Source organism: Sphingomonas sp. UYP23, from assembly GCF_054059235.1.
Genome location: NZ_JBSSBX010000001.1, coordinates 671,037 through 692,882, shown reverse-complemented (window position 1 = coordinate 692,882; position 21,846 = coordinate 671,037). Strand labels below are relative to the sequence as shown.

Sequence of the window (21,846 nt, the reverse complement as noted above, 5' to 3'; positions counted from 1 at the left end):
TACGCCTATCTATACCGCTCGATTCCCTGCGTGAATCCCCGCCATCAGTTTTGCAACAAAGCCCGCGGGAGCGGTCGATCACGTCGGGGTCGAGCCGCAGCGTCACTTGACGCTTCGCCACGCCGCGCTCAGCAGCGGCGGCGCTCGCGGGCGGCGATGCCGAGATCGCCCTCACTCCGGCATCGCACTCGCGCTCCGCGGCAGACGCTTGGCCAGCCACGCCGCGATCACGCGCCCTTCGGGTTCGTCCACGCCGGGCGCCAGAAACACGCTGTCGGCGCCATAATCGAATTTCACCGCGCCTGACTTGGGCCGCAGCCAGAATGGGCGCTGCATCGATCGCATCCCGAACATGTCTTCGACCGCGGTCCAGCCGATCAGATGTTCGATCCGGTCGCCGCGATAGCGCCAGATGCGTTTCAGTGGGCCCACGCCAACCTGCACCTGCAGGTCGCGACCGACGACGCTGACCAGTTCGGCGCCGAAAAGCTGGCCGAACAGGATCCCGCCTGCGAAAATTCCGCCGACGGTCCAGGCGCACAGCCACACGGCAAGGAAGGTGTCGAAATGCTGCGAAATCTGCATAGCCGCCGAAAACCAGCCGAAGCCCCAGCCGACCAGCCATAACGGCAGGAAGAGGACCATGAACCATTGCCGTCGGATCGGGATGCGCAAGCGCTCGACCCCGTCGATCGTCTCGACCGTGTGCCGCAAGCCTCTGGGCTCTATGAAGTTTTGTGCCATTGGTCGCGAGAGTGTTTTAGCGGTACGGTTCCGTCAAGCGCTGACTATGCGAGGAGCGCCGCGGCAAAGCCGCGTCGGGCACCCCACAAAGTCATACTTTGTGGGGACCCGGCCGTCGGTCGGCGCTGTAGCGCCGCCGGCCGAGCCGCGCCTGAGCGCTCGGCTTTAGCTTCGCTAAAGCCTTGGCCGCGCGGCTACACCCACGGCTCGACCACCCCACTCACCAGCAACAACGCACAAACCCCCGCCAGCATCGCCACATTCGCCCGCCGCCCGCTCACCAGCAGCAGCGCGATCAACAGCCCCAGCACCCCGAACCCGCTCGCCAGATACACCAGCACGAGCCATCCATTCCCCACCGGCGCCGCCACCTCGGGCAGCGGGTGCGCCGCGTCGAGCGCGATCGAGCCGAGCCAGCTCGCGACATTGGCGGCGAGCAGCCCGCCGATCACCAGCCGGTTCTGCTTGTCGTACCATTCGTCGAAATCGGGCCAGTCCTCGGGCCGGTCGGGAAAGATCAGCGTCGCCGCCAGATAATAGACGCCGACCATCGCCAGCACCCCGACCAGCGTGACGTAATTCGCGCCGATCTGCGCGCGCGCGTCGAAGGCGAGCAGCCAGAAGCTCGTCAGATCGAGCATCACCGCGAGCCCGAGCAACGGCGTCAGCCAGCCGACCCGCACCGGCCGCGTGCCGCGCTTCAGTTTCAGCGCGCGCGAAAAGCCGCCGAGCACTTCGGCCAACGCGAGACCGAGCAGCAGGCCGAACATCGCGAACACCAACTCGAATGGACTCATGGCTGTGGCCCCCCGGCTTGCCGTGCCGACGCTGGGCTCGCGGCCCCCGTCGCGTCCCGTGTCCGGCGCCCCCGCTCCCGGCGGCGCGGCGCCACTATCGGCGCATTGTGCCCCGCGATGCAATGTCCGGATCGCGCGCGCGGCACGATGATCGCGGCCGCGGCGCGACGAGGCCGCGAGCGCCGCCGCCGGCAGTCTGGTCGAGGCGTGGGGGGCGGACCTTCGGAAACTACGGGGGGCAGGGGCAGCCAGCGGCTCGACAGCAACCTTATCGCTGCCCGTGCATTTCCCCAGGATACCATAACAGGAGGATCCTCATGCGCGCACTTACGCTCGGCTTACTGGCCGCGACGACGCTCATCGCTGGCTGTGACGAATATGGCGACGGTCCGCGCCGCGGCTATGGCGGCGGCTATTCGCAATATGATTACGATCGCCCCGATCCGGCGTATAACGGCTACGATGCGTCGCGTTACTATCGCGACGACAACCGCCGCTATTCGGAGCGCCGCCTCAGCAACAACGACCGCGTCTATCGTGGCAGCGACGGGCGTTATTATTGCCGCCACAGCGATGGCACGACCGGCCTTGTCGTCGGCGGGATCGCGGGCGGTGCGCTTGGTGCGGCGATTGCGCCGGGTGGCTCGGGCGTGCTCGGTGCGCTGCTCGGTGCGGCCGGCGGCGCGCTGGCCGGCCAGGCGATCGACAAGGACAGCACGCGCGACGCGCGCTGCCGCTAATACTCTCGCGCGCGGCGACCCGGGTCGTCGCGCGCCCGATTTTGAAGAATGAGATTCGACATGGCCAAGACCCCCGACCCCAAAGCCCCTGCCAAGCGTCCGCCCGCCAAGAACGGCCCTGCGCACACGGCAGCGAACACCAAGTCGGCGATCAGCGCTACCACCGCTTGGTCGATCGGCGCTGTCGTCGTCGCGGCGGGTGCCGGGCTCGCCGCGTTCCTGACGCGCGGGCGGATCGCGAGTGCGCTCGCCAAAGCGTCGGGGACCGCCGAGGGGCATGTCCCGACCGACCTGCTCGATCCCACCCGCAACGCCGATGACCGCGCGGTCGCCGATTTCCGGCCCGACATGGATGCGGTGATGACCGCCGCCGAGCGCGAGGCGCTGCGCCCGCCGGTCGGCAAGCCGTCGATCACCGCGTCGAACGGGTCGATGAATGCGATGACCGCGCCGGCGAACTGACCGCCGCGCGACGCGTCGCCCGCAGGTCGGTTCAGGCCGGCGTGCGGGCGAGGCGCCGCAGGACCCGCCGCCGCAGCAGCCATTGCCACAGCGGGATGGTGATCAGCCCCATCTGGCTGAGCGGCGGGATGATGAAGGCCATCCCCAGCGCGACGAGCGCACCGAGCACCACGCCGCCGCCGCGTGCGCGGGCAAGCGCGATGTCGGCCGCTGGCGCGTCGGCGCGCACGATGCCGGGGCTGGTGGTCAGCCGTGTCAGCCGCATGCTGAGGAACCCCGTCACGATCAGCGTCAGCGCGTAGAGCAGCGACGGGACGAGCGTCCCGAGGTTCGCGCTCATGAACGCGGTGGCGAACGGCATGAACACAATCGCGCAAAGCATCTGCAGATTGGGCGCGACGAGTCGGTCGGAATAGTGCCCGGCGAGCCCGAACGCGCGGTGATGCCCCGACCAGAAGGCGCCGATCACGAAAAAGCTGACGAAGAAGCCGAAAAAGGCCGGCGTGAGGTCGAGCAGGGCGGTGGTATAGGCCTGCCACGGCGCGCCGTGCGGCAGGTGCGGCGGATGGACCTCGATGATCAGCAGCGTGATCGCGATCGCGAACACCGCGTCCGAAAAGAAGATCAGCCGCTCGAGCGGGTGATCGGGCCCTGCATGGCCGTGCTGGTCACTCATAGGCGTACATTCCCCCTGGCACCCGTATCGCCGAGTACGCCGCACGCACGCAAGCCGGATTGCACAGCGCGATCCCGCATCCCATATCGCCCAGCATGAGCGAGAACAAAGTTGTGTGGCACGGCACCACGATCCTTTCCGTGCGCAAGAATGGTCGCGTCATCGTCGCTGGAGACGGCCAGGTGACGCAGGGCCAGACGGTGATGAAACCCAATGCCAAGAAGGTGCGGCGGCTTGGCGACGGATCGGTGATCGGCGGTTTCGCCGGCGCGACCGCCGACGCCTTCACGCTGTTCGAGCGGCTCGAGCGCAAGCTCGAACAGCATCACGGGCAGTTGCTGCGCAGCGCGGTCGAGCTCGCCAAGGACTGGCGGACCGACAAATATCTGCGCAACCTCGAGGCGATGATGATCGTCGCCGACAAGGACGTGACGCTGATCCTCACCGGCAATGGCGACGTGCTCGAGCCAGAGGCGGGGATCGCCGGGATCGGATCGGGCGGCAATTTCGCGCTCGCCGCGGCGCGCGCGCTCGCGGATTACGAGGCCGATGCCGAGACGATCGCGCGCAAGGCGATGGCGATCGCGGGCGAGCTCTGCGTCTACACCAACGACCGGCTGACCGTCGAAGGGCTCGACACGAGCGCGGCCTGATCCCCCTCCCGCTTGCGGGAGGGGTTAGGGGAGGGGCTGTCCTCCCGAGCGCCGTCCGCGACATGCCCTCCCCCGACCCCTCCCGCGAGCGGGAGGAGAGAAGAAGAGACAAGATGAACCAGGACCTCACCCCCAAAGCCATCGTCGCGGCGCTCGACGCCCACATCATCGGCCAGGCCGACGCCAAGCGCGCGGTCGCGGTCGCGATGCGCAACCGCTGGCGCCGCCAGCAGCTCGCACCCGATCTTCGCGACGAGGTCAGCCCCAAGAACATCCTGATGATCGGGCCGACCGGCTGCGGCAAGACCGAGATCAGCCGGCGGCTGGCCAAGCTTGCCGACGCGCCGTTCATCAAGGTCGAGGCGACCAAGTTCACCGAAGTCGGCTATGTCGGCCGCGACGTCGAGCAGATCGCGCGCGACCTGGTCGAGGAAGCGATCCGGCTCGAGAAGGAGCGTCGTCGTGGCGCCGTCAAGGACAAGGCCGAGGAAGCCGCGATGGCGCGCCTGCTCGACGCGCTGACCGGCAAGGGTGCGAGCGAGGCGACGCGCGAAGCCTTCCGGCAACGCCTCCACGACGGCCATCTGCGCGACACCGAGATCGAGATCGAACTCGAGGCGGCGCCCGCAATGCCGTTCGATGTGCCCGGCGGCGGCGCGCAGATGATCAACCTGTCCGAGATGATGGGCAAGGCGTTCGGCGGCGGCCAGCTCAAGCGCCGCAAGCTGAGCGTGCCGGCCGCATGGGACAAGCTCGTCGAGGAAGAAGCCGACAAACGCCTCGACCAGGACGAGCTGAGTCGTGCGGCGATTGCCGACGCCGAGGCGAACGGTATCGTCTTTCTCGACGAGATCGACAAGATCGCGGTGAGCGACGTGCGCGGCGGCTCGGTCAGCCGCGAAGGCGTCCAGCGCGATCTGCTGCCGCTGATCGAGGGAACGACCGTCGCGACCAAATACGGGCCGATGAAGACCGACCATGTGCTCTTCATCGCGAGCGGGGCATTCCACGTCGCCAAGCCGTCCGACCTGCTGCCCGAGTTGCAGGGGCGCCTGCCGATCCGCGTCGAATTGAAGGCGCTGACCGAGGACGATTTCGTCGCGATCCTGTCCGACACCAAGGCGTCGCTGACGCAGCAATATGTCGCGCTGATCGCGACCGAGGGCGTTGGGGTCGAGTTTACCGCGGACGGTATTCGCGCGGTGGCGCGGATCGCGGCCGAGGTGAATGGCGAGATCGAGAATATCGGCGCGCGGCGATTGCAGACGGTGATGGAAAAGCTGCTCGAGGACGTCAGCTTCAACGCCGAGGACCGCGGTGGCGAGACGGTGGTGGTCGATGCCGCCTATGTCGAGACGCATCTGGCGAGCATCGCGCGCAATACCGACCTTAGCCGGTTCGTACTGTAGCGCCGGGGGGTACGGCTTGATCTTACCCTGACCCGGTCACCGCGGCTTCGTATCGAGGCACCGTCTTCCGACGTGCTCCGGCGGGCAGGATTTGAGGCCCTGGGGTGACTGCCGAGGGGCGCGCGGCGGTTTGGGCAGCGCGCCGGGTCGCTCGCGGTCTTACTGCGCCTTAGTCCAGGGCACGAAATTGCCCAGCCGGCACCGCGGGCCCGGGATGCTGCTGCCACCGCGCTGGAGCGTATAGAATTGATCGTTGCGGCACACCTGGCTCCCATACACCTCGGTGACGACGACGGGGTCGGCATCGAGGCCGGGGCAGGCCTCGGGCAAGTCGTTCCGCCACACGCGCGCGCCGTCGCGGTACAGCAGGACGCGATCCCCAAAAATCTGCGGACTGCCGACGCGGCTGGGCGAAACGCAGGTTTCGGCCTTGCCCGGCACGCGTCCGGCCAGCGCCTTGGCGAGGTCCTTGTCATCGTCAGCGCCGATCACGCCGCCAAGCGCGGCGACGACGAGAAGCCCGCGGATCACGGTTTGCGATAGGGAACGAAGTCGCCGAAGCTGCAGCTGCCGCTTGGCGTGCTGGTTACGAGATCGGCAGTGCGGACGATATCACCGCGGCAGAACTGGCTGGCATAGGTCTTGGTGATGATCGCGTCGCCACGCCGCAGCCCGAAACAGCCTCCGCCGGTATCGTTGACCATCACGTCGTTGCGGCCATTCTTGTAGAGGATCTTGTCGCCGACGCGCGTCGAATCGCGGTACCGGAAGGTGTCGATGCAGCTCTGCGGCTTGCCCGGCACAAGCCCGGCAAGCTGCTTGTCGAGCTCGACCTGATCGCGCGCCGCCTCGCGTGCGCGATATTCTTTGGAGTCGGCGGAAAGCGCCGCGCTCGCACCAGCGAGGACGACGAGCGGAAGAATGAAGCGGAACATGCGATTGGCCCTTTTCAAAACGCTGCGCCCCCAGGCGGTCTTATACGTCAGTTACGCGCGAAAAGCATCCTTGGCCGCACGCCGGTCCGCCAATTGTGAAGCCGAGCTCGCGCGCAGAAACGGGTTGGTCGCCAGCTCGAGCGCGATCGTCGTAGGGACGGTCGGCTCGCCGGCAGCGCGCTGCGCATCGACCGTGACCATCCGCTCGCGAATCGCGCTGTTGTCGGGCTCTGCGGTGGCGGCATAGCGGCCGTTCGACTGCGTATATTCGTGTGCGCAATAGACGGTCGTCTCAGGGGGGAGCGCGGCGAGGCGCTGCATGTTGCCATACATTTGCGCGGCATCGCCCTCGAACAGGCGCCCGCAACCCATCGCGAACAGGGTGTCGCCGCTGAACAGCGCAGCGTCGTCGGCCATGTAGAAGACGATGTGGCCGGCGGTATGCCCCGGCGTCTCGATCACCCGCGCGACATGCGCACCGATGCGGACTGAATCCCCGTCACGAAGGCCGTAATCGAGCGTCGGGATCTTGCCGGCCTCGGCCGCCGGGCCACTGACCACTGCGCCGAGCGCCTTGATCTCGGCATTGCCGCCGGTGTGATCGGGATGCCAGTGCGTGTTCCAGATTTGCGAGATCGTCCAATCGCGCGCCGTGGCGGCGGCCAGCACGGGGGCGGCGTCGCTCGGATCGACCACCACGGTTTCGTCGGAGACGGGATCGTGCATCAGCCACACATAATTGTCGCTGAGCGCCGGGATACGAACGATCTCGAGCGCGCCTACCATCACCATTCGCCGGTGTTGGGCATCGACGCCCACGGCTCGGCCGGCGCCAGCGCGCCGCCTTCCTGGAGCAGTTCGATCGAGATGTTGTCGGGCGTGCGGACGAACGCCATGTGGCCGTCGCGCGGCGGGCGGTTGATCGTCACGCCGCCATCATGGAGCCGCTGGCAGGTCTCGTAGATATTCTCGACGCGGTAGGCGAGATGCCCGAAATTGCGACCGCCGGTATACGGCTCGGGATCCCAATTGTGCGTCAGTTCGACCTGCGCGTCATGATCGCCGGGGGCGGCGAGGAAGATCAGCGTGAAACGGCCCTTCTCGCTGTCCATGCGTCGCACTTCCTCGAGCCCGAGCAGGTTGAAGAACGCGATCGTCGCGTCGGGATCGCTGACGCGGATCATGGTGTGGAGATATTTCATCGGCGCGCTCCATTGTGCTTTGCGCCGAGATAGGGGCGCGCAAGGGGCTACGCCACCCTGTCGCGCCCCGAAAAAGCGTCAGGGCTTGGCGTTGAACTGCAGCAACGCGGCGGCGGCGGATTTACCTGCCGCGCTCTCGGGGCGCAGCGTAACCGCCTGCTGCCAGGCGGCGCGGGCTCCCGCCTCGTCCTTGGCGAACGCCGCGATATTGCCTGCTTCGAGCTGCACCGCAGGATCGTCGCTGCCCAGCCGCAGCGCCTCGGCGATATCGTGCTGGGCGCGGACGATCTGGCGCTGGCGTCGCGCGAGTGTCGCCGAGAGCAGCCAGGCGAGCGGATCCTCAGGCGCCTCGGCGAGCGCGCGGTCGAGGTCGTCGCGCGCGCCGTCGAGATCGTGGCCCGCGACCATCGCGCGCGCGCGGTCGAGATGCGCCTCGCCGAGTGGCAGGCCGGTCAGCGACCCGCCGGCCAGCGCGGCATCGAGCGCGGCGCGCGCCTTGGGCGCATCGCCCGAAGCGAGCCAGGCATTGCCCGCTTGCGCCCAGTAATTGACCGCGCGACCGTCTCCGGCCTTCTCGGCCGCCCGTGCGGCGGCGTCGAAGGCGGTCGCGGCGGCGGGCCAGCGCTGCTCATTGGCATAGGCCATGCCGAGGCATTGCCCCGCGAGGAACCCGCCGCCGGCGAGCTGCCACTGCCCGGCTTCGGCTTCCGCCAGGGTCGGGTTGTTTGTCGCCAAATCGAGGCACTTTTCGTAGCGCTGCGACGGTGGCGGCGCGGGCGAGCCGACCGGCGCGGTGGCCTGCGCGAACAACAGCGGAGCGAGCAGCAACAGGGTCATAGATCAGCCATCACACTTTCGAGCGTCGCCTCGAGCAACGCGAGGTCGGCGTCGCGCGACAGGCGGTGGTCGCCTCCCTTCACCAAAGTAAGCTGCACATCGGCTGAACGGAGCTGCTCGACCAGGTGGATCGAGCGGTTGGCGGGCACCTCGGTATCGGCCATGCCGTGGAGCAGGCGCACCGGCACATCGATCGCGAGACCTGCGAACAGCACGCGATTGGCCTCGCCCGACTGCCAGAAGGCGCGGGTATAGACCATCGGCAGGTCGGCATAGCGCCCAACCTTTTCGAGCCGACCTTCGGACAGGATCGCGAGCTTCTGTTCGACGGTGAAGCCCCAGTCGGTGAAATCGGGCGCCGCGGCGATCCCGACCAATGCCGCCACCTTCTCGGGATGATCGCGCGCGACGAGCAGCATCAGCCAGCCACCCATCGACGACCCGACCAGCACCGCGGGCCCGCCTGCGGCTGCGTCGAGCATCGCCACCACGTCGTCGCGCCAGCCGGCGAGCGTCTGCTCCTCGAAATCGCCCTCGCTGCTGCCGCAGCCGCCATAATCGAAGCGCAGATAGGCGCGGCCGGTGCGCTTCGCCCACGCCTCGAGCGCGAGCGCCTTGCTGCCCTCCATGTCCGAGCCATAGCCCGGCAGGAAGACGATCGTCGGGCCGGTGCCCTCGGTCAGATGATAGGCGAGCGCGGGGCGGGCGGGGGTGGTGGGGAGCGTGTCGGTCATGGCGCCGGGGCTTAGCGCAAGAACGCGGGAGGGGAAATCGCGTCTTTCTCAGCCTCCCGTTCCCCGGCGAAGGCCGGGGCCCAGTCGCGGGCCGCTCCAGGTAAGCACTGCGCTCGGCCGGCTCGCGCCTCGCTACTGGGTCCCGGCCTTCGCCGGGGAACAGGGACGAGTGGGCCTGTTACTTCGCCTCCACGAACGCGACCACCGCGGCCTTGAACGCGTCTGGCTGGTCGAGCATCACCATATGCCCACTGTCCTCGATATCGACGAACCCGATATGTGGCGCATCGGCGTATTGCTTGCGATAAAAGGCGTCGGTCAGCGCCTTTGGGCGGGTCGCGGCGGTCCAGGGGTACAGCATCGTGATCGGCGTGGCGATCGCGGCGAGCGAAGGCCGCAGGTCGGTCGTCAGATCCTCGTACATCGCCTCGCCGGTGACGCGCGGGTCGGCCGCTTTCGCCCAGCGCGTCATCGTGACGATGCTTTCCGGCTTGAGCGCGAGCCCGCGCGTCTGCGCCGCCGCCATCGCGTCGCTGAGCGGCTTGCCATAGCTGGCGATGATTCCGTCGCGCATCTTCGCGGCCTGTGGCGCGACCATCGCCGGGGTGACATGGATCCCCGGCGGCGCCATCACCACTGCGAAGAAGGGGAGCGAGTCGACGATCATCAGCCGCGACAGGTCGGTCGGATGCGCCTTTGCCAGCATCATCCCGACCAGCCCGCCCATCGAATGGCCGACGACCAGCACGTCCTTCAGCTTCTCGGCCGCGATATAGCCATCGAGATCGGCGACGATCCCATCGAGCACGTCGGGCTTGAGATTGGCCCCCGGATCGTCGCCGCCAAACCCGTTGACCTGCACCACGATGACGCGGTGCTCCGCCGCAAGCGTGGGGGCGACGCCGTCCCACACCGCGCGCGGCGAGGCGAGGCCGGGGATCAGGATTACCGGGCTGCCCGTGCCCATCGTCACGATCGAAATATGCGGCAGTCGCACTTCAGCCGTCGCCGCGACCGGTGCCGAGAGCGCGGGCGTGGCGGGGAGCAGTGCCAGCGCGGCGATCAGCCAGGCTTTGAAGGCAGGCTTCACGATGCATCTCCTTTGGAGGGGCTGACGAATATCGCTTCGATCGGAAGCTCGAACAGTTCGGCGATGCGGAAGGCGAGCGGGAGCGAGGGATCGTAGCGCCCGGTCTCGATCGCGTTGACACTCTGCCGCGACACGTCGAGCCGCTCGGCGAGATCGCCCTGGCTCCAGCCGCGTTCGGCGCGGAGCACCTTGAGGCGGTTGATCATGCCGCGTCGCCGCCGCGCCGCTCGATCACGGCGTTGACCGCCGAGCCGAGTCCGAGCCCGGCGAACCACGCGATCGGCACGAAGAACAGCGGCACGTGCGGGGCGTGTGCGTAGACTTCGAGGACCCCCCAGCCGGTCGCCAGCGTCATCGCAAAGCCCGTTGCGACCAGCGCTTTGCGCACTTCGAGCATGCGCCGATATTCGTCTCGCAGGTCGACGAGATAGCGCCCGATGATCCAGAACACCGCGCTCAGCGGGAAGGCGGGGAGCAAAGCGATCAGCCACAGGAGTGGTCCCTCGGCGTGCAACGCGCGGATCAGGAAGGGCGATACCCAGACCAGCACGACATAGAGCGCCATCGCGGGGACGAAACGACGCAGATAGGCGCGGTCGGCGGGGTCGATCCGGCGGCTCACAGCGCGGCGTCCGCGCCCGTGAGGCGATCGGCGCAGTTGCCCAGACCCAGTCCGCCGAACCACAGCAATGCGACATAATAGGGTTCGACATGGCCGACGAGGTCGAACGCCTCGAGAAACCCCCACAGCGTCGCCGCGCTCAGCGCGAAGCCGCTTGCCCACAGTGTCTGGCGGACCATCAGCATGCGCAGATATTCGTCCTGCTCCTCGACCAGATAGCGCCCGATCGCGACGAACACGCCGATGATCGGCAGTGCCGGCAGCACCGCGACGATCCAGGCGCCGGGGCCGGCAACGAGCTGATGCTTGAAGGCATAGACCGCGCCGAGCAACGCGGCGGCGTAGAGCAGCGCCAGCCAGATCGTGCGGACTTGATAGCGGCGGGCGGCAACGGTGCGCGACATGGAAAGCTCGCTTTCACATTTGTGAAGGAAGCTTTACAGTCAAGGTCGCTTGTCTGTCAAGCGAGCTTGATAGCGTCGGGCTAGGGCGCCATCGACCGCGCGACCGCCTCGGCGACCTTGATCCCGTCGACCGCGGCCGACAAAATCCCCCCGGCATACCCAGCCCCTTCGCCCGCCGGGAACAGCCCGGCGGTGTTGATGCTCTGGAAATCGTCGCCGCGCGTGATGCGGACCGGCGAAGAGGTGCGCGTCTCGACGCCGGTCAGCACCGCGTCGGGATGGTCGTAGCCGGGGATCTCGCGGCCGAACTGGACGAGCGCCTCGCGCATCGCGGTCACCGCGAACTCGGGCAGGCATTCCGCGAGATCGGTCATGTACACGCCGGGCTTGTACGACGGCACGACGCTGCCAAGTTTGGTCGACGCGCGGCCGGCGAGGAAATCGCCGAGCAACTGCGCCGGCGCGGCATAGGTCGATCCACCCGCGACGAAAGCGCGCGATTCCCAATGGCGTTGCAGTGCGATGCCGGCGAGCGGATCGCCCGGATAGTCGCGCGCCGGGTCGATCCCGACGACGAGCCCCGAATTGGCGTTGCGCTCGTTGCGCGAATATTGGCTCATCCCGTTGGTCGCGACGCGGCCTTCTTCCGAGGTCGCCGCGACCACCGTGCCGCCGGGGCACATGCAGAAGCTGTAGGCGGTGCGGCCGTTCTTGGCGTGGTGCGACAGCGCGTAATCGGCCGCGCCGAGGATCGGGTTGCCGGCATTGGGGCCGAAGCGCGCATCGTCGATCCACGATTGCGGATGCTCGATCCGCACGCCGAGCGAGAAGGGCTTGGCTTCCAGGTATACGCCCTCGGCGTGGAGCATCGCGAACGTATCGCGCGCGCTGTGGCCGACCGCCAGCACGACCTGTTCGGCCTCGAGATACTCCCCGGTGTGGAGCTGCAGCCCACGCACCTTGCGCGTGCCGTCGGCGGCCGTCGCGACGTCGATCCCGTCGACCCGCGTCTCGAAGCGATACTCGCCGCCGAGCGCCTCGATCGTCGCGCGCATGCTCTCGACCATCGTGACGAGGCGGAAGGTGCCGATGTGCGGATGCGCTTCGGTCAGGATTTCCGGCGGGGCGCCAGCCTTGACGAATTCGATCAGCACCTTGCGGTCGAGATGCAGCGCGTCCTTGATCCGGCTGTAGAGCTTGCCGTCGGAAAAGGTGCCAGCGCCACCCTCGCCGAACTGGACGTTCGATTCGGGGTTGAGCACGCTTTTGCGCCACAGGCCCCAGGTGTCCTTGGTGCGTTCGCGCACGACCTTGCCGCGATCGACGATGATCGGCTTGTAGCCCATCTGCGCGAGGATCAGCCCGGCGAACAGGCCGCACGGGCCGGTGCCGATCACCACCGGGCGCGGGCCGGCATAGTCGACGGGGGCCTGGGCGACGAATTTGTAGCTCGTGTTCGGCGTCGGCTGGACGTGGCGGTCCTTCTTGAAGCGCGCGAGCACCGGGGCTTCGTTGCGCAGCGTGACATCGACCGAATAGACGAGCTGGATGTCGCTCTTGATCCGCGCATCGTGCGCGCGGCGCGCGATCGAGAAGCGGACGAGATCGCGCGGGGTGATGCGCAACCGGTTGCGGATCGCGGCGGTCAGTTCCTCGTCGGCATGGTGCAGCGGGAGCTTGAGTTCGGTGATGCGGAGCATCGCGCTGCTGTAGCGGGGAAGGGCGCGTTCGGGAACTGCCGCCCTTAATCCTCCCTCGCGCAGCGGGGGAGTGGAACCGCTCGGCTCCTTCAGCCGAGGGGTGGAGGGGGCCTCACCGCAAGTGCAGCGCCCGCGGAGAGGTCACCCCTTCCACCCTTCGCTGAATGCTCAGGGTTCCCCCCCCGGTTCCCCGGGGGAGGATTAGGGCGTCAGATCACGTACTCGACCGTACGCCGCTGCAATTCATCCGCGCTCGCCGCGGCGCGCTTCGCGACGATCTGCGCATTGAGCCGCATCACCGTGCGGCTGCCGGTCGTCTTGAACGCAAACGGCAGGAACGCATGCACCACACCGGCGAGCCCGCCGGCGATCATCGTCATGCCAAAGCGCGAGGCGACGAGGAAATGCTCGCCAAAGGTCTCGCCGACCGAGGCGGGGTGATCGAGGAAGAGGCGGCGAAACATGGGCGTCTCCTAATGGTCAGGGTGTTCAGGCCAGTCTGGACGCGATCTGTGGCAACATGTCGGCGGCAAGCTGGCTCAGCGTATCGTCTCGCGCCCCCATTACCACGATCCGGTCGCCAGGTCGCGCCTGCTCGACGATCCACGCGGCGGCATCGGCGCGATCGGCGATGTGGTGCGCCCGCGCGCCGATGTCGGCGACGATGTCGGCGCTGGTCACCTCGCGTGCGACGGTGCCGCCCTGATAGACCGGATCGGGCAGGACGAGGTGGTCGTCGGCGCCGAGCGCTTCGCGGAACATCGCGACGAGCTCGCGCCGCATCACCTTGAGCGGCCCGTAGCCGTGCGGCTGGAACAGCACGAGCAGCCGCCCGGGAAAGGCGTGCAGCGTCGCCAGCGTCGCGGCGATCTTGTCGGGGTTGTGCCCGAAATCGTCGATCACGCTGACGCCGGCAGCCTCGCCAACGCGTTCGAAGCGGCGCTTGAGGCCGGTAAAGCCCGCAATCGCGGCGATCGCCTCGGTTAGCGGCACGCCTGCTGCGCGTGCCGCGCCGAGGGCGGCAAGCGCGTTCGAAACGTTGTGCCGCCCCGGCACGGCGAGGTGGACGGCGTGGGTCTGGCCACCAGCGATGAGATCGAAGCCGATCGCGAACGGCGCTGGGGCGAGATTGCGGGAGCTCAGGTCGGCGTCGGCATCGATGGCGAAGGTTATCAGCTTTGTCTGATCAAGCGTTTCCGCCAAAGCGGCGGTTTCGGCATCGCCGATGTTGAGCACGGTCGCCTGCGCCTTGGCTGCAAAATCGCCGAACAGCGCGCGCAATTCCTCGAGCGACTTGTGGTCGAGGCTGACATTGTTGAGCACCGCGATCTTTGGCGCATAGAGCGCGATCGACCCGTCGCTCTCGTCGACTTCGCTGACGAACGCCTCGCCCGCGCCGACCAGCGCGCTCGCGAACGGCGCATCGGGGCTGGCAAAGTTCTTCATCACCGCGCCGTTCATCACGGTCGGGTCGCGGCCACAGGCGTGGAGGATCCAGCCGATCATCCCCGTCACGGTCGATTTGCCGCTCGTCCCCGCCACGCCGATCGGCAGCGCGCTCGCATTGAACAGCGATGCGAGCAATTCGGGACGACTTAGACGCTGCGCGCCCACCCGATCGGCAGCGACGATGTCCGCCACCGACGCTTCCACCGCCGCCGAAGCGACGACGATCTGCTCGGCCGACGTCACGCCCGACCCGTCCTGCGGGAACAGCGTCACGCCCTTGGCGGCGAGGTCGGCGAACTTGGCGGGCAAAGCGCCGCGGTCAAGCGAACGGTCCGACCCTGCGACGGTCGCACCGCGTCCGGCCAGGATCATCGCGAGCGGCATCATGCCGCTGCCGCCTATCCCTACGAAGAAGTATGATTTGCCGTTGTTCATCGCAGCGGGCTATCGCGGGTGGCGACGGAGCGCAACGGAGCTGAGCATGCGAATTGGGATCGTGGCCCCCGCCAAGGGGATCGATGAAGCGCTCGCGGCGCGTGCGCTCGGTCTGGCGGCGGTGGCGATGCCGACGGTCGATCTCGTCTTCCATCCGCAATGCTTCCTCTCCGACGGCCATTTCGCTGGCCCCGACGCGGCGCGTGCGGCGGCGTTCGTCGAGGTCGCCAACGATCCCGCTTTCGACGCGGTCTGGTTCGCGCGTGGCGGCTATGGCTCGAACCGCATTCTCCACACCGTGATGCCGCAGCTCGGCGAGGCTGCGCGCCGGAAGACCTATCTCGGCTTCTCCGACATGGGCTTCCTGCTCGGCGCGCTTTACGCCGCCAAGATCGGACGGCCGGTCCACGGCCCGATGGTGTCCGACGCACAGCGCGGCGACGGCGGCTTCGCCTTCGCGCGCGGGCTTCGCTGGCTCGCGAACAAGGACCGCGCGGTGCTCGAGCCCGGGCTCGACGGCCACCCCGCCGCCGCGTTCAACCTCGCGATCCTGACCGCGCTGATCGGCACGCCATGGCTGCCCGATCTCACCGATCACGTGCTGCTGATCGAGGAAGTGTCCGAACCGCTCTACCGCATCGACCGGATGCTCTTCACCCTGGCGCAGGCGACGCAGCTGAAGGGGATCGCCGGCGTGCGGCTCGGCCATGTCACCGACGTCCAGCCCAATACCCCGGCCTGGGGCGAGAGCCTCGAGACAATGATCGCGCGCTGGTGCGGCGAGATGGGCGTGCGCTATCTTGGCCGCGCCGAGATCGGGCATGATGCGGGCAATCACGTCGTCCCGTTCGGCATGGCGTAGCATCGCATCCCCGTTGCCCCGTTGGTCAATCTCGGCGATACCACGCGCATGAAGCGACTCTTCGCGGCGTGCGCGCTCTCCCTTCTCGCCTGGGCGCAACCGGCGGCAGCGCAGTCGATCCTGCGCGACGCCGAGACCGAGGCGATGTTCAACGAGATGTCGCGCCCGCTGATCCTCGCGGCCGGCCTCTCGCCCAACAACGTCAAGGTCGTCCTGATCAACGACGATTCGATCAACGCCTTCACCGCCGGCGGACAGACGATCTACGTCCATTCGGGGCTGATCCAGGCCGCCGACAACGCCAACCAGGTGCAGGGCGTGATCGCGCACGAGCTCGGCCACGTCGCCGACGGGCACGTCGTGCTGATGGATGCCGGCGTCCGGCCAGCGCTCGGCGCTTCGATCCTCAGCATGGTGCTCGGCGTCGCGGCGATCGCGGCGGGCGCGCCGGAAGCAGGGGCGGGGATCCTCTCGGCCGGCACGACCGCGGCGCAGGGCAAGTTCCTTGCCTTCAGCCGCGTCCAGGAATCGACCGCGGATGCCACCGGCGCGAAATTCCTGCGCGAGGCCGGCGTCACCGGCAAGGGCATGTTGACCTTCTTCAAGAAGCTGCAGAACGAGGAATATGCGTACGGCCTGAAGAACATCGACCCGTTCGCGCAAAGCCACCCGCTGTCGGGCGAGCGCATCGCCAGCCTCACCGCCGACGTCATCGCTTCGCCGGCCTATGGCAAGAAACCCGACCAGGGGCTCGAGGAACAGTTCAAGCGCGTGAAGGCCAAGCTGCTCGGCTATGTCGCCGACCCCAAGACCACGCTCAACACCTATCCGGACTCGGACCAGAGCCTCTACGCACATTATGCGCGCGCCTATGCTTGGCACAAATCGGCCTATCCCGAGAAGGCCGATGCCGAGGCCGCCGCGCTGATCAAGGCCGCGCCGCACGACCCCTATTTCCTCGAGATCCAGGGCCAGATCCTGCTCGAGGCGGGCAAGCCGCTCCAGGCGCTGGCCCCTTTACGCGAAGCGACCGACCTGTCGCGCAACGCGCCGCTGATCGCGACGACCTTCGGCCACGCGCTGATCGCGACCGAGGACAAGGCCAATTACCCCGAGGCGATCAAGGTGCTGCGCCAGGCGGTGGCCCGCGACGACGAGAATCCCTTTGCCTGGTATCAACTGGGCACCGTCTACGAGGCGATGGGCGACCAGCCGCGCGCGTTGCTCGCCAGCGCCGAGCAAGCGAGCCTGACAGGCAAGGTCCGCCTCGCCGCCTATAGCGCACGCGGCGCGATGCAGGGGCTGCCGCCCAACGGCGTCGACTGGATCCGCGCGCAGGACATCGCACTCGCCGCGCAGAACGAGATCGACGACAACCCGAAGAAATATAAGAAGAAACGCTGATGCGCCCGGCCTGGAATTCCATAACCCTCGCGCTCGTCGCGGGGCTGATCGGCGCGGCCGGTTTTGCCAGCCTCGAACGGCTGATCCCCGCGAGCGGGGGTGAGCGCGCGCGGGTCGAAAGCGTGGTGCACGATTATTTGATGGCGCATCCCGAGATCCTTCCCGCGGCGATGGACGCGTTGCGCGACCGTGGCCATGCCGAGACGATCGCAGCGAACCGCAGCGCGATCTACACGCCGGTCGGCAGCGCCTGGGCGGGGAATGCCACACCGGATGTAACCGTGGTCGAATATTTCGATTACAATTGCGGGTATTGCCGGGCCAGCCTGCCGACGATCGTGGCATTGCTGAAGAGCGACCCGAAGGTGCGCATCGTCTATCGCGACTTCCCGATCCTCGCGCAGAGCAGCGTCGATGCCGCGCGGATGAGCCTGGCGGCGGCCGAGCAGGGCAAGTTCCAGGCGTTCCACGACGCGCTCTACGCCGGCGGCCCGGTCAGCGTGCAGAGCATCGCGACGGCAGCAAGGACCGCCGGGGTCGATGCCGCCCGCGCGGCGGCCTATGCGCCGCGCGCCGAGGCCGAGATCACCTCGAACGAGACGATCGCGCGCGCGCTCGGGATGACGGGGACGCCGAGCTGGGTGATCGGCAACAAGATCGTCTCCTCGGCGCTCCCGCTCGAGGAATTGCAGAAGGCGATCGCCGAGGCGCGCGCGGCGGCGACGAAGTAACCCTCCGTCACCCCGGCCTTGTGCCGGGGCCTACCGTGCCGCGAGAGTTTCGTCCGCAGTACGCGCATCACGGTGGGCCCCGGCACAAGGCCGGGGTGACGGCAGCAGTTTTATACCGCCCGGTTGTTATCTCGGCGCTGCCGCCCTATCTGCGCCAGCAGAAACGGGGGCAGCATGGACACCATTCTATCGGTCGCAGGCGTGTCGAAGACATACGCCTCGGGACATCGCGCGCTCGAGCCGGTCGATCTCGACATCGCGCGGGGCGAGATCTTCGCATTGCTCGGGCCGAATGGCGCGGGCAAGACGACGCTCATTTCGATCATCTGTGGCATCGTCACGCCCTCGACCGGCACGATCACCGTGCTGGGCCATGACGCGCAGACCGATTTCCGCAGCGCGCGCCGCGCGATCGGCCTGGTGCCGCAGGAATTGTCGGTCGACATGTTCGAGACGGTGCTCGCCACGGTCAAGTTCAGCCGCCGCCTGTTCGGCAAGGCCCCCGACGACGCGCATATCGAGCAAGTGCTGCGCGACCTGTCGCTGTGGGACAAGCGCGATGCCAAGATCCGCGAGCTGTCGGGCGGGATGAAGCGCCGCGTGCTGATCGCCAAGGCGCTGAGCCACGAGCCCGAAATCCTGTTCCTCGACGAGCCGACCGCCGGCGTCGACGTGGCCTTGCGCCGCGACATGTGGAAGCTGGTCCACAAGCTGCGCGCCGGCGGCACCACGATCATCCTGACGACGCATTACATCGAGGAGGCCGAGGAGATGGCCGACCGGGTCGGTGTGATCGACAAGGGGCGGATCATCCTGGTCGAACAGAAGGCCGCCTTGATGCGTAAGCTCGGCAAGCGCGAGTTGCGGATCACTTTGTCCGATCCGCTGTCGGCAGTCCCGGCGACGCTCGCGGCTTGGCCGCTCAAGATCGCCGATGACGGGCGGCTGATCTACGCCTTCGACGCCGAGGACGAGCGTATTCCCGATCTCCTCGCCGCGCTCGGCGCGCAGGGCATTGGCTACAAGGACCTCGAGACGCACAAGAGCTCGCTCGAGGACATTTTCGTCGACCTGGTCGAGAAGAAGGACGCGGCATGAGCGGCGCAACCAAGGCCCCGGCGATCAACTTTCACGGCATCTGGGCGATCTATCGCTTCGAGATGGCCCGCGCTTTGCGCACCTTGTGGCAGAGCCTCGTCACCCCCGTCATCACCACCTCGCTCTATTTCGTCGTGTTCGGCGGGGCGATCGGGTCGAAGATCAGCACGGTCGGCGGGGTCGGCTATGGCAGCTTCATCGTGCCTGGGCTGATCATGCTGTCGCTGCTGACGCAGAGCATCTCGAATGCCTCGATCGGGATCTATTTCCCGAAATTCACCGGCACGGTGTACGAACTGCTTTCGGCGCCGGTCTCGGCGATGGAGATGGTGATCGGCTATGTCGGCGCGGCCGCGACCAAGTCGATCGTGCTTGGGCTGATCATCCTCGCCACCGCGTCGCTGTTCGTACCGCTCGGCATCGTCCACCCGTTCGCGATGCTCGCCTTCCTCGTGCTGACGAGCGTGACCTTCAGTCTGCTCGGCTTCATCATCGGGGTATGGGCGAACGGCTTCGAACAGCTGAACTTCATTCCCGCGCTGCTGATCACCCCGCTGACCTTCCTCGGCGGCGCGTTCTACTCGATCGAGATGCTGCCGCAGCCGTGGCGGACGGTGAGCCTGTTCAACCCTGTCGTGTATCTGGTGAGCGGCTTCCGCTGGGCGTTCTTCGACAAGGGCGACGTGTCGGTAGGCTTGAGCCTAGGGGTGACGGCGCTGTTCCTGGTCGTGTGTCTCGGGGCGATTTCCTGGATCTTCAAGACCGGCTGGCGAATGAAGAACTAAACTCCCTCTCCCGTTGAGAGAGGGAAGGGGCCCGCGCCCAAAGGGCGTGGGAAGGGTGAGGGCAGTGCGGCGCGGCGGCGTAGACTGTCCGCACCCTTCCGTCGCTTCGCGCCTCCCTGCCTCTCCCGAAGGGAGAGGGATTTCAGGGCATCACCGGCAATACGATTTTCGACCCCGCACACACCTTCTGCGTCGCCTTGACGAAATCTGCAGCCTTCGCCCGTGCGATATTGGGCACGAAGGTCTGCGGGTTGCGGTCGATTACCGGGAACCAGCTCGACTGGACCTGTACCATCAGCCGGTGTCCCTTCAAAAACACGTGATCGTGCTCGCGCAGCGGCACCTCCCAGCGTGTCACCTTGCCCGGTACGAGCGGCTGCGGCGCGGTGTCGCTCGCAAGGAAACGCCCCCGCCGGACGTCCATCGCGATCGGCAGCTGATAGCCGTTGAGCGACTTGGCATAGTCGCCGGGCTTGGGCGATTCCGCGTTCTGCACCTGCGTGTCGGGATAGACGTCGATCAGCTTGACGACGAAGTCGCTGTCGGTCCCGCTGGTCGAGGCGGCGAGCTGCGCCAGCACATGCCCCGTCACGGTCAGATCCTTCTCTAACGGCGCACTGCTATAGCTCAGCACGTCGGGCCGCCCGCCGAGGAAGCGCTGGTCGGCCGCCTCCCACCACGCCCAGTCGGGCGAGAGATAGGTCCCCGACATCGGCCGCGCGCGGAACGGCACAGGGTTGGCCGGGTCCGACACATAATCGCGGCACGCCTCGCCCGTTGCGGGGGCGGTGAAGGAGAGCGAGCCGTCGGCGCGCAGATACAGGTCGGTCGGCCTGGCACCCGCCGCCGGCCACGCCGTGTAGCTCTTCCACGTCCAGCTCCCGCTCTGGAAGCTCTTCACTCCGGTCGTCGGCTTGGTGCCCGTGCCGTGGAGCCAATAGGCGAAGAACGGTGCCTGGATCTGTTCCTGGAACTGCTGCCCGCTCGGGACGCCGTACGGGATCGGCCCGAGCGCATTGGTCGGTCGCTGCCACCAGCCATGCGCCCATGGCCCCGCGACCATCGTCGCGAGATGATCGGGGTCGTTCTGCGCCTGCTTGAAATAGATCTGCCACGAGCCGGAAGGGTCTTCCTGGTCCCAATAGCCCGCCACGTTGAGCGTCGGCACCACGGTCTTGCCGAGCCGGTCGCTCCAGCGTTGGTCGGTATAGAAGGCGTCGTGGTTGGGATGGTCGAGCAACGCCGTGAACATCGGCACCTTGCCCTTGAACTCGGTCTTGTCGATTTGCTCGACCGGCCCCTTGGCGAGGAACCAGTCGTACGTGTCGTAGCGATCGTATTGGAACGACGTATCCTGCGTCTTGTCGAGCTGGAGCATCGCCAGCCAGTCGGTCGCATAGGACAGGCGCAGCGCGCCGTTGCGATGCAGATCGTCCGACTGCCAATAATCGACCCATGCCGCCTGCGGACTCACCGCCTTGAGCGCCGGATGCGGGCCGATCAGAGCGATCGCCGCGGCGAAGCCGGGGTAGGACACGCCCCACATCCCGACCTTGCCACTGTTCTGGGGGAGGTTCTTCACCAGCCAGTCGATACTGTCATAGGCGTCGGTCGATTCGTCGACCTGTTTCGGGTCGCCCGGATGCACCGCGGTCGAGAGCGTGAAGACGCCGTCGGACTTGAAGCGCCCGCGCATCGATTGCTCGACATAGATATACCCGTCATGGTCGAGCGCGACCTGGTTGCCGGGGGTCTTTTTCGGCGCGGAATCGGGAACGCCGTAGGGCGTGCGCGAGAACAGGATCGGCAGCGGCCCGGTCTGGTTCCGCGGGCGCAGGATCACCGTCTGCAGCCGAGCGCCGTCGCGCATCGGGATCATCACTTCTTCGTAGGTGTAGGGGGAGAGCGTCGGGGTCGGGGCGGGGGCGTTGGCGGTTTGCGGGCGCGCGGCGATCGGGCCGCCCAGCGCAGCACTCGCTGCAAGCGCCACCATCAGTTTCAGCATACCGACCCCCAAATCGTCACCCCGGCCTCGTGCCGGGGTCCACCGCGCCGCACCCGACGACGCGGCAAGTGT

Annotated in this window: 26 protein-coding genes; 9 read left to right on the top strand and 17 right to left on the bottom strand. The window is 67.3% G+C overall.

Annotation, left to right across the window (positions count from 1 at the left end; translation table 11 throughout):
* Positions 1–171 precede the first annotated feature (171 nt).
* Complete coding sequence (locus tag ACVWYO_RS03620; RefSeq protein WP_140846612.1) at positions 172–714, bottom strand: hypothetical protein; 543 nt, start codon at positions 712–714, stop codon at positions 172–174.
* A 224-nt stretch (positions 715–938) separates the two neighbouring features.
* On the bottom strand, positions 939–1,541 hold the full coding sequence (locus ACVWYO_RS03615) for a hypothetical protein (protein WP_457348823.1): 603 nt from the start codon (positions 1,539–1,541) through the stop codon (positions 939–941).
* 317 nt (positions 1,542–1,858) lie between these two features.
* Here ACVWYO_RS03615 and ACVWYO_RS03610 point away from each other — a divergent pair, with 317 nt between their 5' ends.
* Positions 1,859–2,281 (top strand): hypothetical protein, encoded by a 423-nt coding sequence (locus ACVWYO_RS03610; protein ID WP_457348822.1) that lies wholly within the window; start codon positions 1,859–1,861, stop codon positions 2,279–2,281.
* A gap of 60 nt (positions 2,282–2,341) precedes the next feature.
* Entirely contained in the window at positions 2,342–2,743 is a 402-nt protein-coding gene (locus ACVWYO_RS03605; protein WP_457348821.1) for a hypothetical protein, read from the top strand.
* Between the two features lie 31 nt (positions 2,744–2,774).
* On the opposite strand, the gene ACVWYO_RS03600 is transcribed toward ACVWYO_RS03605, so the two are convergent.
* The gene (locus ACVWYO_RS03600) at positions 2,775–3,419 is read right to left on the bottom strand and encodes a TMEM175 family protein (RefSeq protein WP_457348820.1); all 645 of its coding nucleotides are present in this window, start codon (positions 3,417–3,419) and stop codon (positions 2,775–2,777) included.
* A gap of 95 nt (positions 3,420–3,514) precedes the next feature.
* On the opposite strand from ACVWYO_RS03600, the gene hslV reads away from it, so the two are divergent.
* Both hslV and hslU read left to right on the top strand, forming a co-directional pair.
* On the top strand, positions 3,515–4,072 hold the full coding sequence (gene hslV / locus ACVWYO_RS03595) for an ATP-dependent protease subunit HslV (protein ID WP_457348819.1): 558 nt from the start codon (positions 3,515–3,517) through the stop codon (positions 4,070–4,072).
* Positions 4,073–4,185: 113 nt separating this feature from the next.
* Positions 4,186–5,481 carry an ATP-dependent protease ATPase subunit HslU gene (hslU, locus tag ACVWYO_RS03590; protein WP_457348818.1) on the top strand — a complete coding sequence of 432 codons (1,296 nt, stop codon included), beginning with the start codon at positions 4,186–4,188 and terminating at the stop codon, positions 5,479–5,481.
* Between the two features lie 159 nt (positions 5,482–5,640).
* Here the strand turns inward: hslU and ACVWYO_RS03585 are convergent, their stop codons facing one another.
* The 13 genes from ACVWYO_RS03585 to ACVWYO_RS03525 form a co-directional block, all read right to left on the bottom strand.
* A complete protein-coding gene (locus ACVWYO_RS03585) occupies positions 5,641–6,012 on the bottom strand; it encodes a hypothetical protein (RefSeq protein ID WP_457348817.1) in 372 nt (123 codons plus the stop codon).
* Positions 6,009–6,416 (bottom strand): hypothetical protein, encoded by a 408-nt coding sequence (locus tag ACVWYO_RS03580; protein WP_457348816.1) that lies wholly within the window; start codon positions 6,414–6,416, stop codon positions 6,009–6,011. Before ACVWYO_RS03580 ends, ACVWYO_RS03585 begins: the two co-directional genes overlap by 4 nt.
* A gap of 51 nt (positions 6,417–6,467) precedes the next feature.
* Complete coding sequence (gene gloB, locus ACVWYO_RS03575; RefSeq protein ID WP_457354847.1) at positions 6,468–7,202, bottom strand: hydroxyacylglutathione hydrolase; 735 nt, start codon at positions 7,200–7,202, stop codon at positions 6,468–6,470.
* Positions 7,202–7,618 carry a VOC family protein gene (locus tag ACVWYO_RS03570; RefSeq protein ID WP_457348815.1) on the bottom strand — a complete coding sequence of 139 codons (417 nt, stop codon included), beginning with the start codon at positions 7,616–7,618 and terminating at the stop codon, positions 7,202–7,204. The genes gloB and ACVWYO_RS03570 overlap by 1 nt, the downstream gene beginning before the upstream one ends.
* Positions 7,619–7,696: 78 nt before the next feature.
* Positions 7,697–8,455: a tetratricopeptide repeat protein gene (locus ACVWYO_RS03565; protein WP_457348814.1), complete on the bottom strand. Its 759-nt coding sequence runs from the start codon at positions 8,453–8,455 to the stop codon at positions 7,697–7,699.
* Positions 8,452–9,189 carry an alpha/beta hydrolase family protein gene (locus ACVWYO_RS03560; protein ID WP_457348813.1) on the bottom strand — a complete coding sequence of 246 codons (738 nt, stop codon included), beginning with the start codon at positions 9,187–9,189 and terminating at the stop codon, positions 8,452–8,454. The genes ACVWYO_RS03565 and ACVWYO_RS03560 overlap by 4 nt, the downstream gene beginning before the upstream one ends.
* A 178-nt stretch (positions 9,190–9,367) precedes the next feature.
* Entirely contained in the window at positions 9,368–10,279 is a 912-nt protein-coding gene (locus ACVWYO_RS03555; RefSeq protein WP_457348812.1) for an alpha/beta fold hydrolase, read from the bottom strand.
* Positions 10,276–10,485: a helix-turn-helix transcriptional regulator gene (locus tag ACVWYO_RS03550; RefSeq protein WP_457348811.1), complete on the bottom strand. Its 210-nt coding sequence runs from the start codon at positions 10,483–10,485 to the stop codon at positions 10,276–10,278. Before ACVWYO_RS03550 ends, ACVWYO_RS03555 begins: the two co-directional genes overlap by 4 nt.
* Positions 10,482–10,901 (bottom strand): hypothetical protein, encoded by a 420-nt coding sequence (locus ACVWYO_RS03545; protein ID WP_457348810.1) that lies wholly within the window; start codon positions 10,899–10,901, stop codon positions 10,482–10,484. The genes ACVWYO_RS03550 and ACVWYO_RS03545 overlap by 4 nt, the downstream gene beginning before the upstream one ends.
* Positions 10,898–11,305, bottom strand: coding sequence for a hypothetical protein (locus tag ACVWYO_RS03540; RefSeq protein ID WP_457348809.1), 408 nt, complete (start codon positions 11,303–11,305; stop codon positions 10,898–10,900). The genes ACVWYO_RS03545 and ACVWYO_RS03540 overlap by 4 nt, the downstream gene beginning before the upstream one ends.
* A gap of 80 nt (positions 11,306–11,385) precedes the next feature.
* Positions 11,386–13,005, bottom strand: coding sequence for an FAD-dependent protein (locus ACVWYO_RS03535; protein ID WP_457348808.1), 1,620 nt, complete (start codon positions 13,003–13,005; stop codon positions 11,386–11,388).
* A 209-nt stretch (positions 13,006–13,214) separates the two neighbouring features.
* Positions 13,215–13,469 (bottom strand): DUF6356 family protein, encoded by a 255-nt coding sequence (locus ACVWYO_RS03530; protein WP_457348807.1) that lies wholly within the window; start codon positions 13,467–13,469, stop codon positions 13,215–13,217.
* Positions 13,470–13,494: 25 nt separating this feature from the next.
* Positions 13,495–14,889 (bottom strand): glutamate ligase domain-containing protein, encoded by a 1,395-nt coding sequence (locus ACVWYO_RS03525; protein ID WP_457348806.1) that lies wholly within the window; start codon positions 14,887–14,889, stop codon positions 13,495–13,497.
* Positions 14,890–14,935: 46 nt separating this feature from the next.
* Between ACVWYO_RS03525 and ACVWYO_RS03520 the strand changes: the two genes are divergently transcribed.
* From ACVWYO_RS03520 to ACVWYO_RS03500, 5 genes are all read left to right on the top strand, one after another.
* A complete protein-coding gene (locus tag ACVWYO_RS03520; protein ID WP_457348805.1) occupies positions 14,936–15,751 on the top strand; it encodes an LD-carboxypeptidase in 816 nt (271 codons plus the stop codon).
* Between the two features lie 48 nt (positions 15,752–15,799).
* Positions 15,800–17,155, top strand: coding sequence for a M48 family metalloprotease (locus tag ACVWYO_RS03515; RefSeq protein WP_457348804.1), 1,356 nt, complete (start codon positions 15,800–15,802; stop codon positions 17,153–17,155).
* Positions 17,155–17,886, top strand: coding sequence for a DsbA family protein (locus tag ACVWYO_RS03510; RefSeq protein WP_457348803.1), 732 nt, complete (start codon positions 17,155–17,157; stop codon positions 17,884–17,886). The genes ACVWYO_RS03515 and ACVWYO_RS03510 overlap by 1 nt, the downstream gene beginning before the upstream one ends.
* A 174-nt stretch (positions 17,887–18,060) precedes the next feature.
* Entirely contained in the window at positions 18,061–18,984 is a 924-nt protein-coding gene (locus tag ACVWYO_RS03505; RefSeq protein WP_457348802.1) for an ABC transporter ATP-binding protein, read from the top strand.
* A complete protein-coding gene (locus ACVWYO_RS03500; RefSeq protein ID WP_457348801.1) occupies positions 18,981–19,769 on the top strand; it encodes an ABC transporter permease in 789 nt (262 codons plus the stop codon). Before ACVWYO_RS03505 ends, ACVWYO_RS03500 begins: the two co-directional genes overlap by 4 nt.
* A 142-nt stretch (positions 19,770–19,911) precedes the next feature.
* Here the strand turns inward: ACVWYO_RS03500 and ACVWYO_RS03495 are convergent, their stop codons facing one another.
* Complete coding sequence (locus ACVWYO_RS03495) at positions 19,912–21,774, bottom strand: CocE/NonD family hydrolase (RefSeq protein WP_457348800.1); 1,863 nt, start codon at positions 21,772–21,774, stop codon at positions 19,912–19,914.
* Positions 21,775–21,846: the final 72 nt, after the last annotated feature.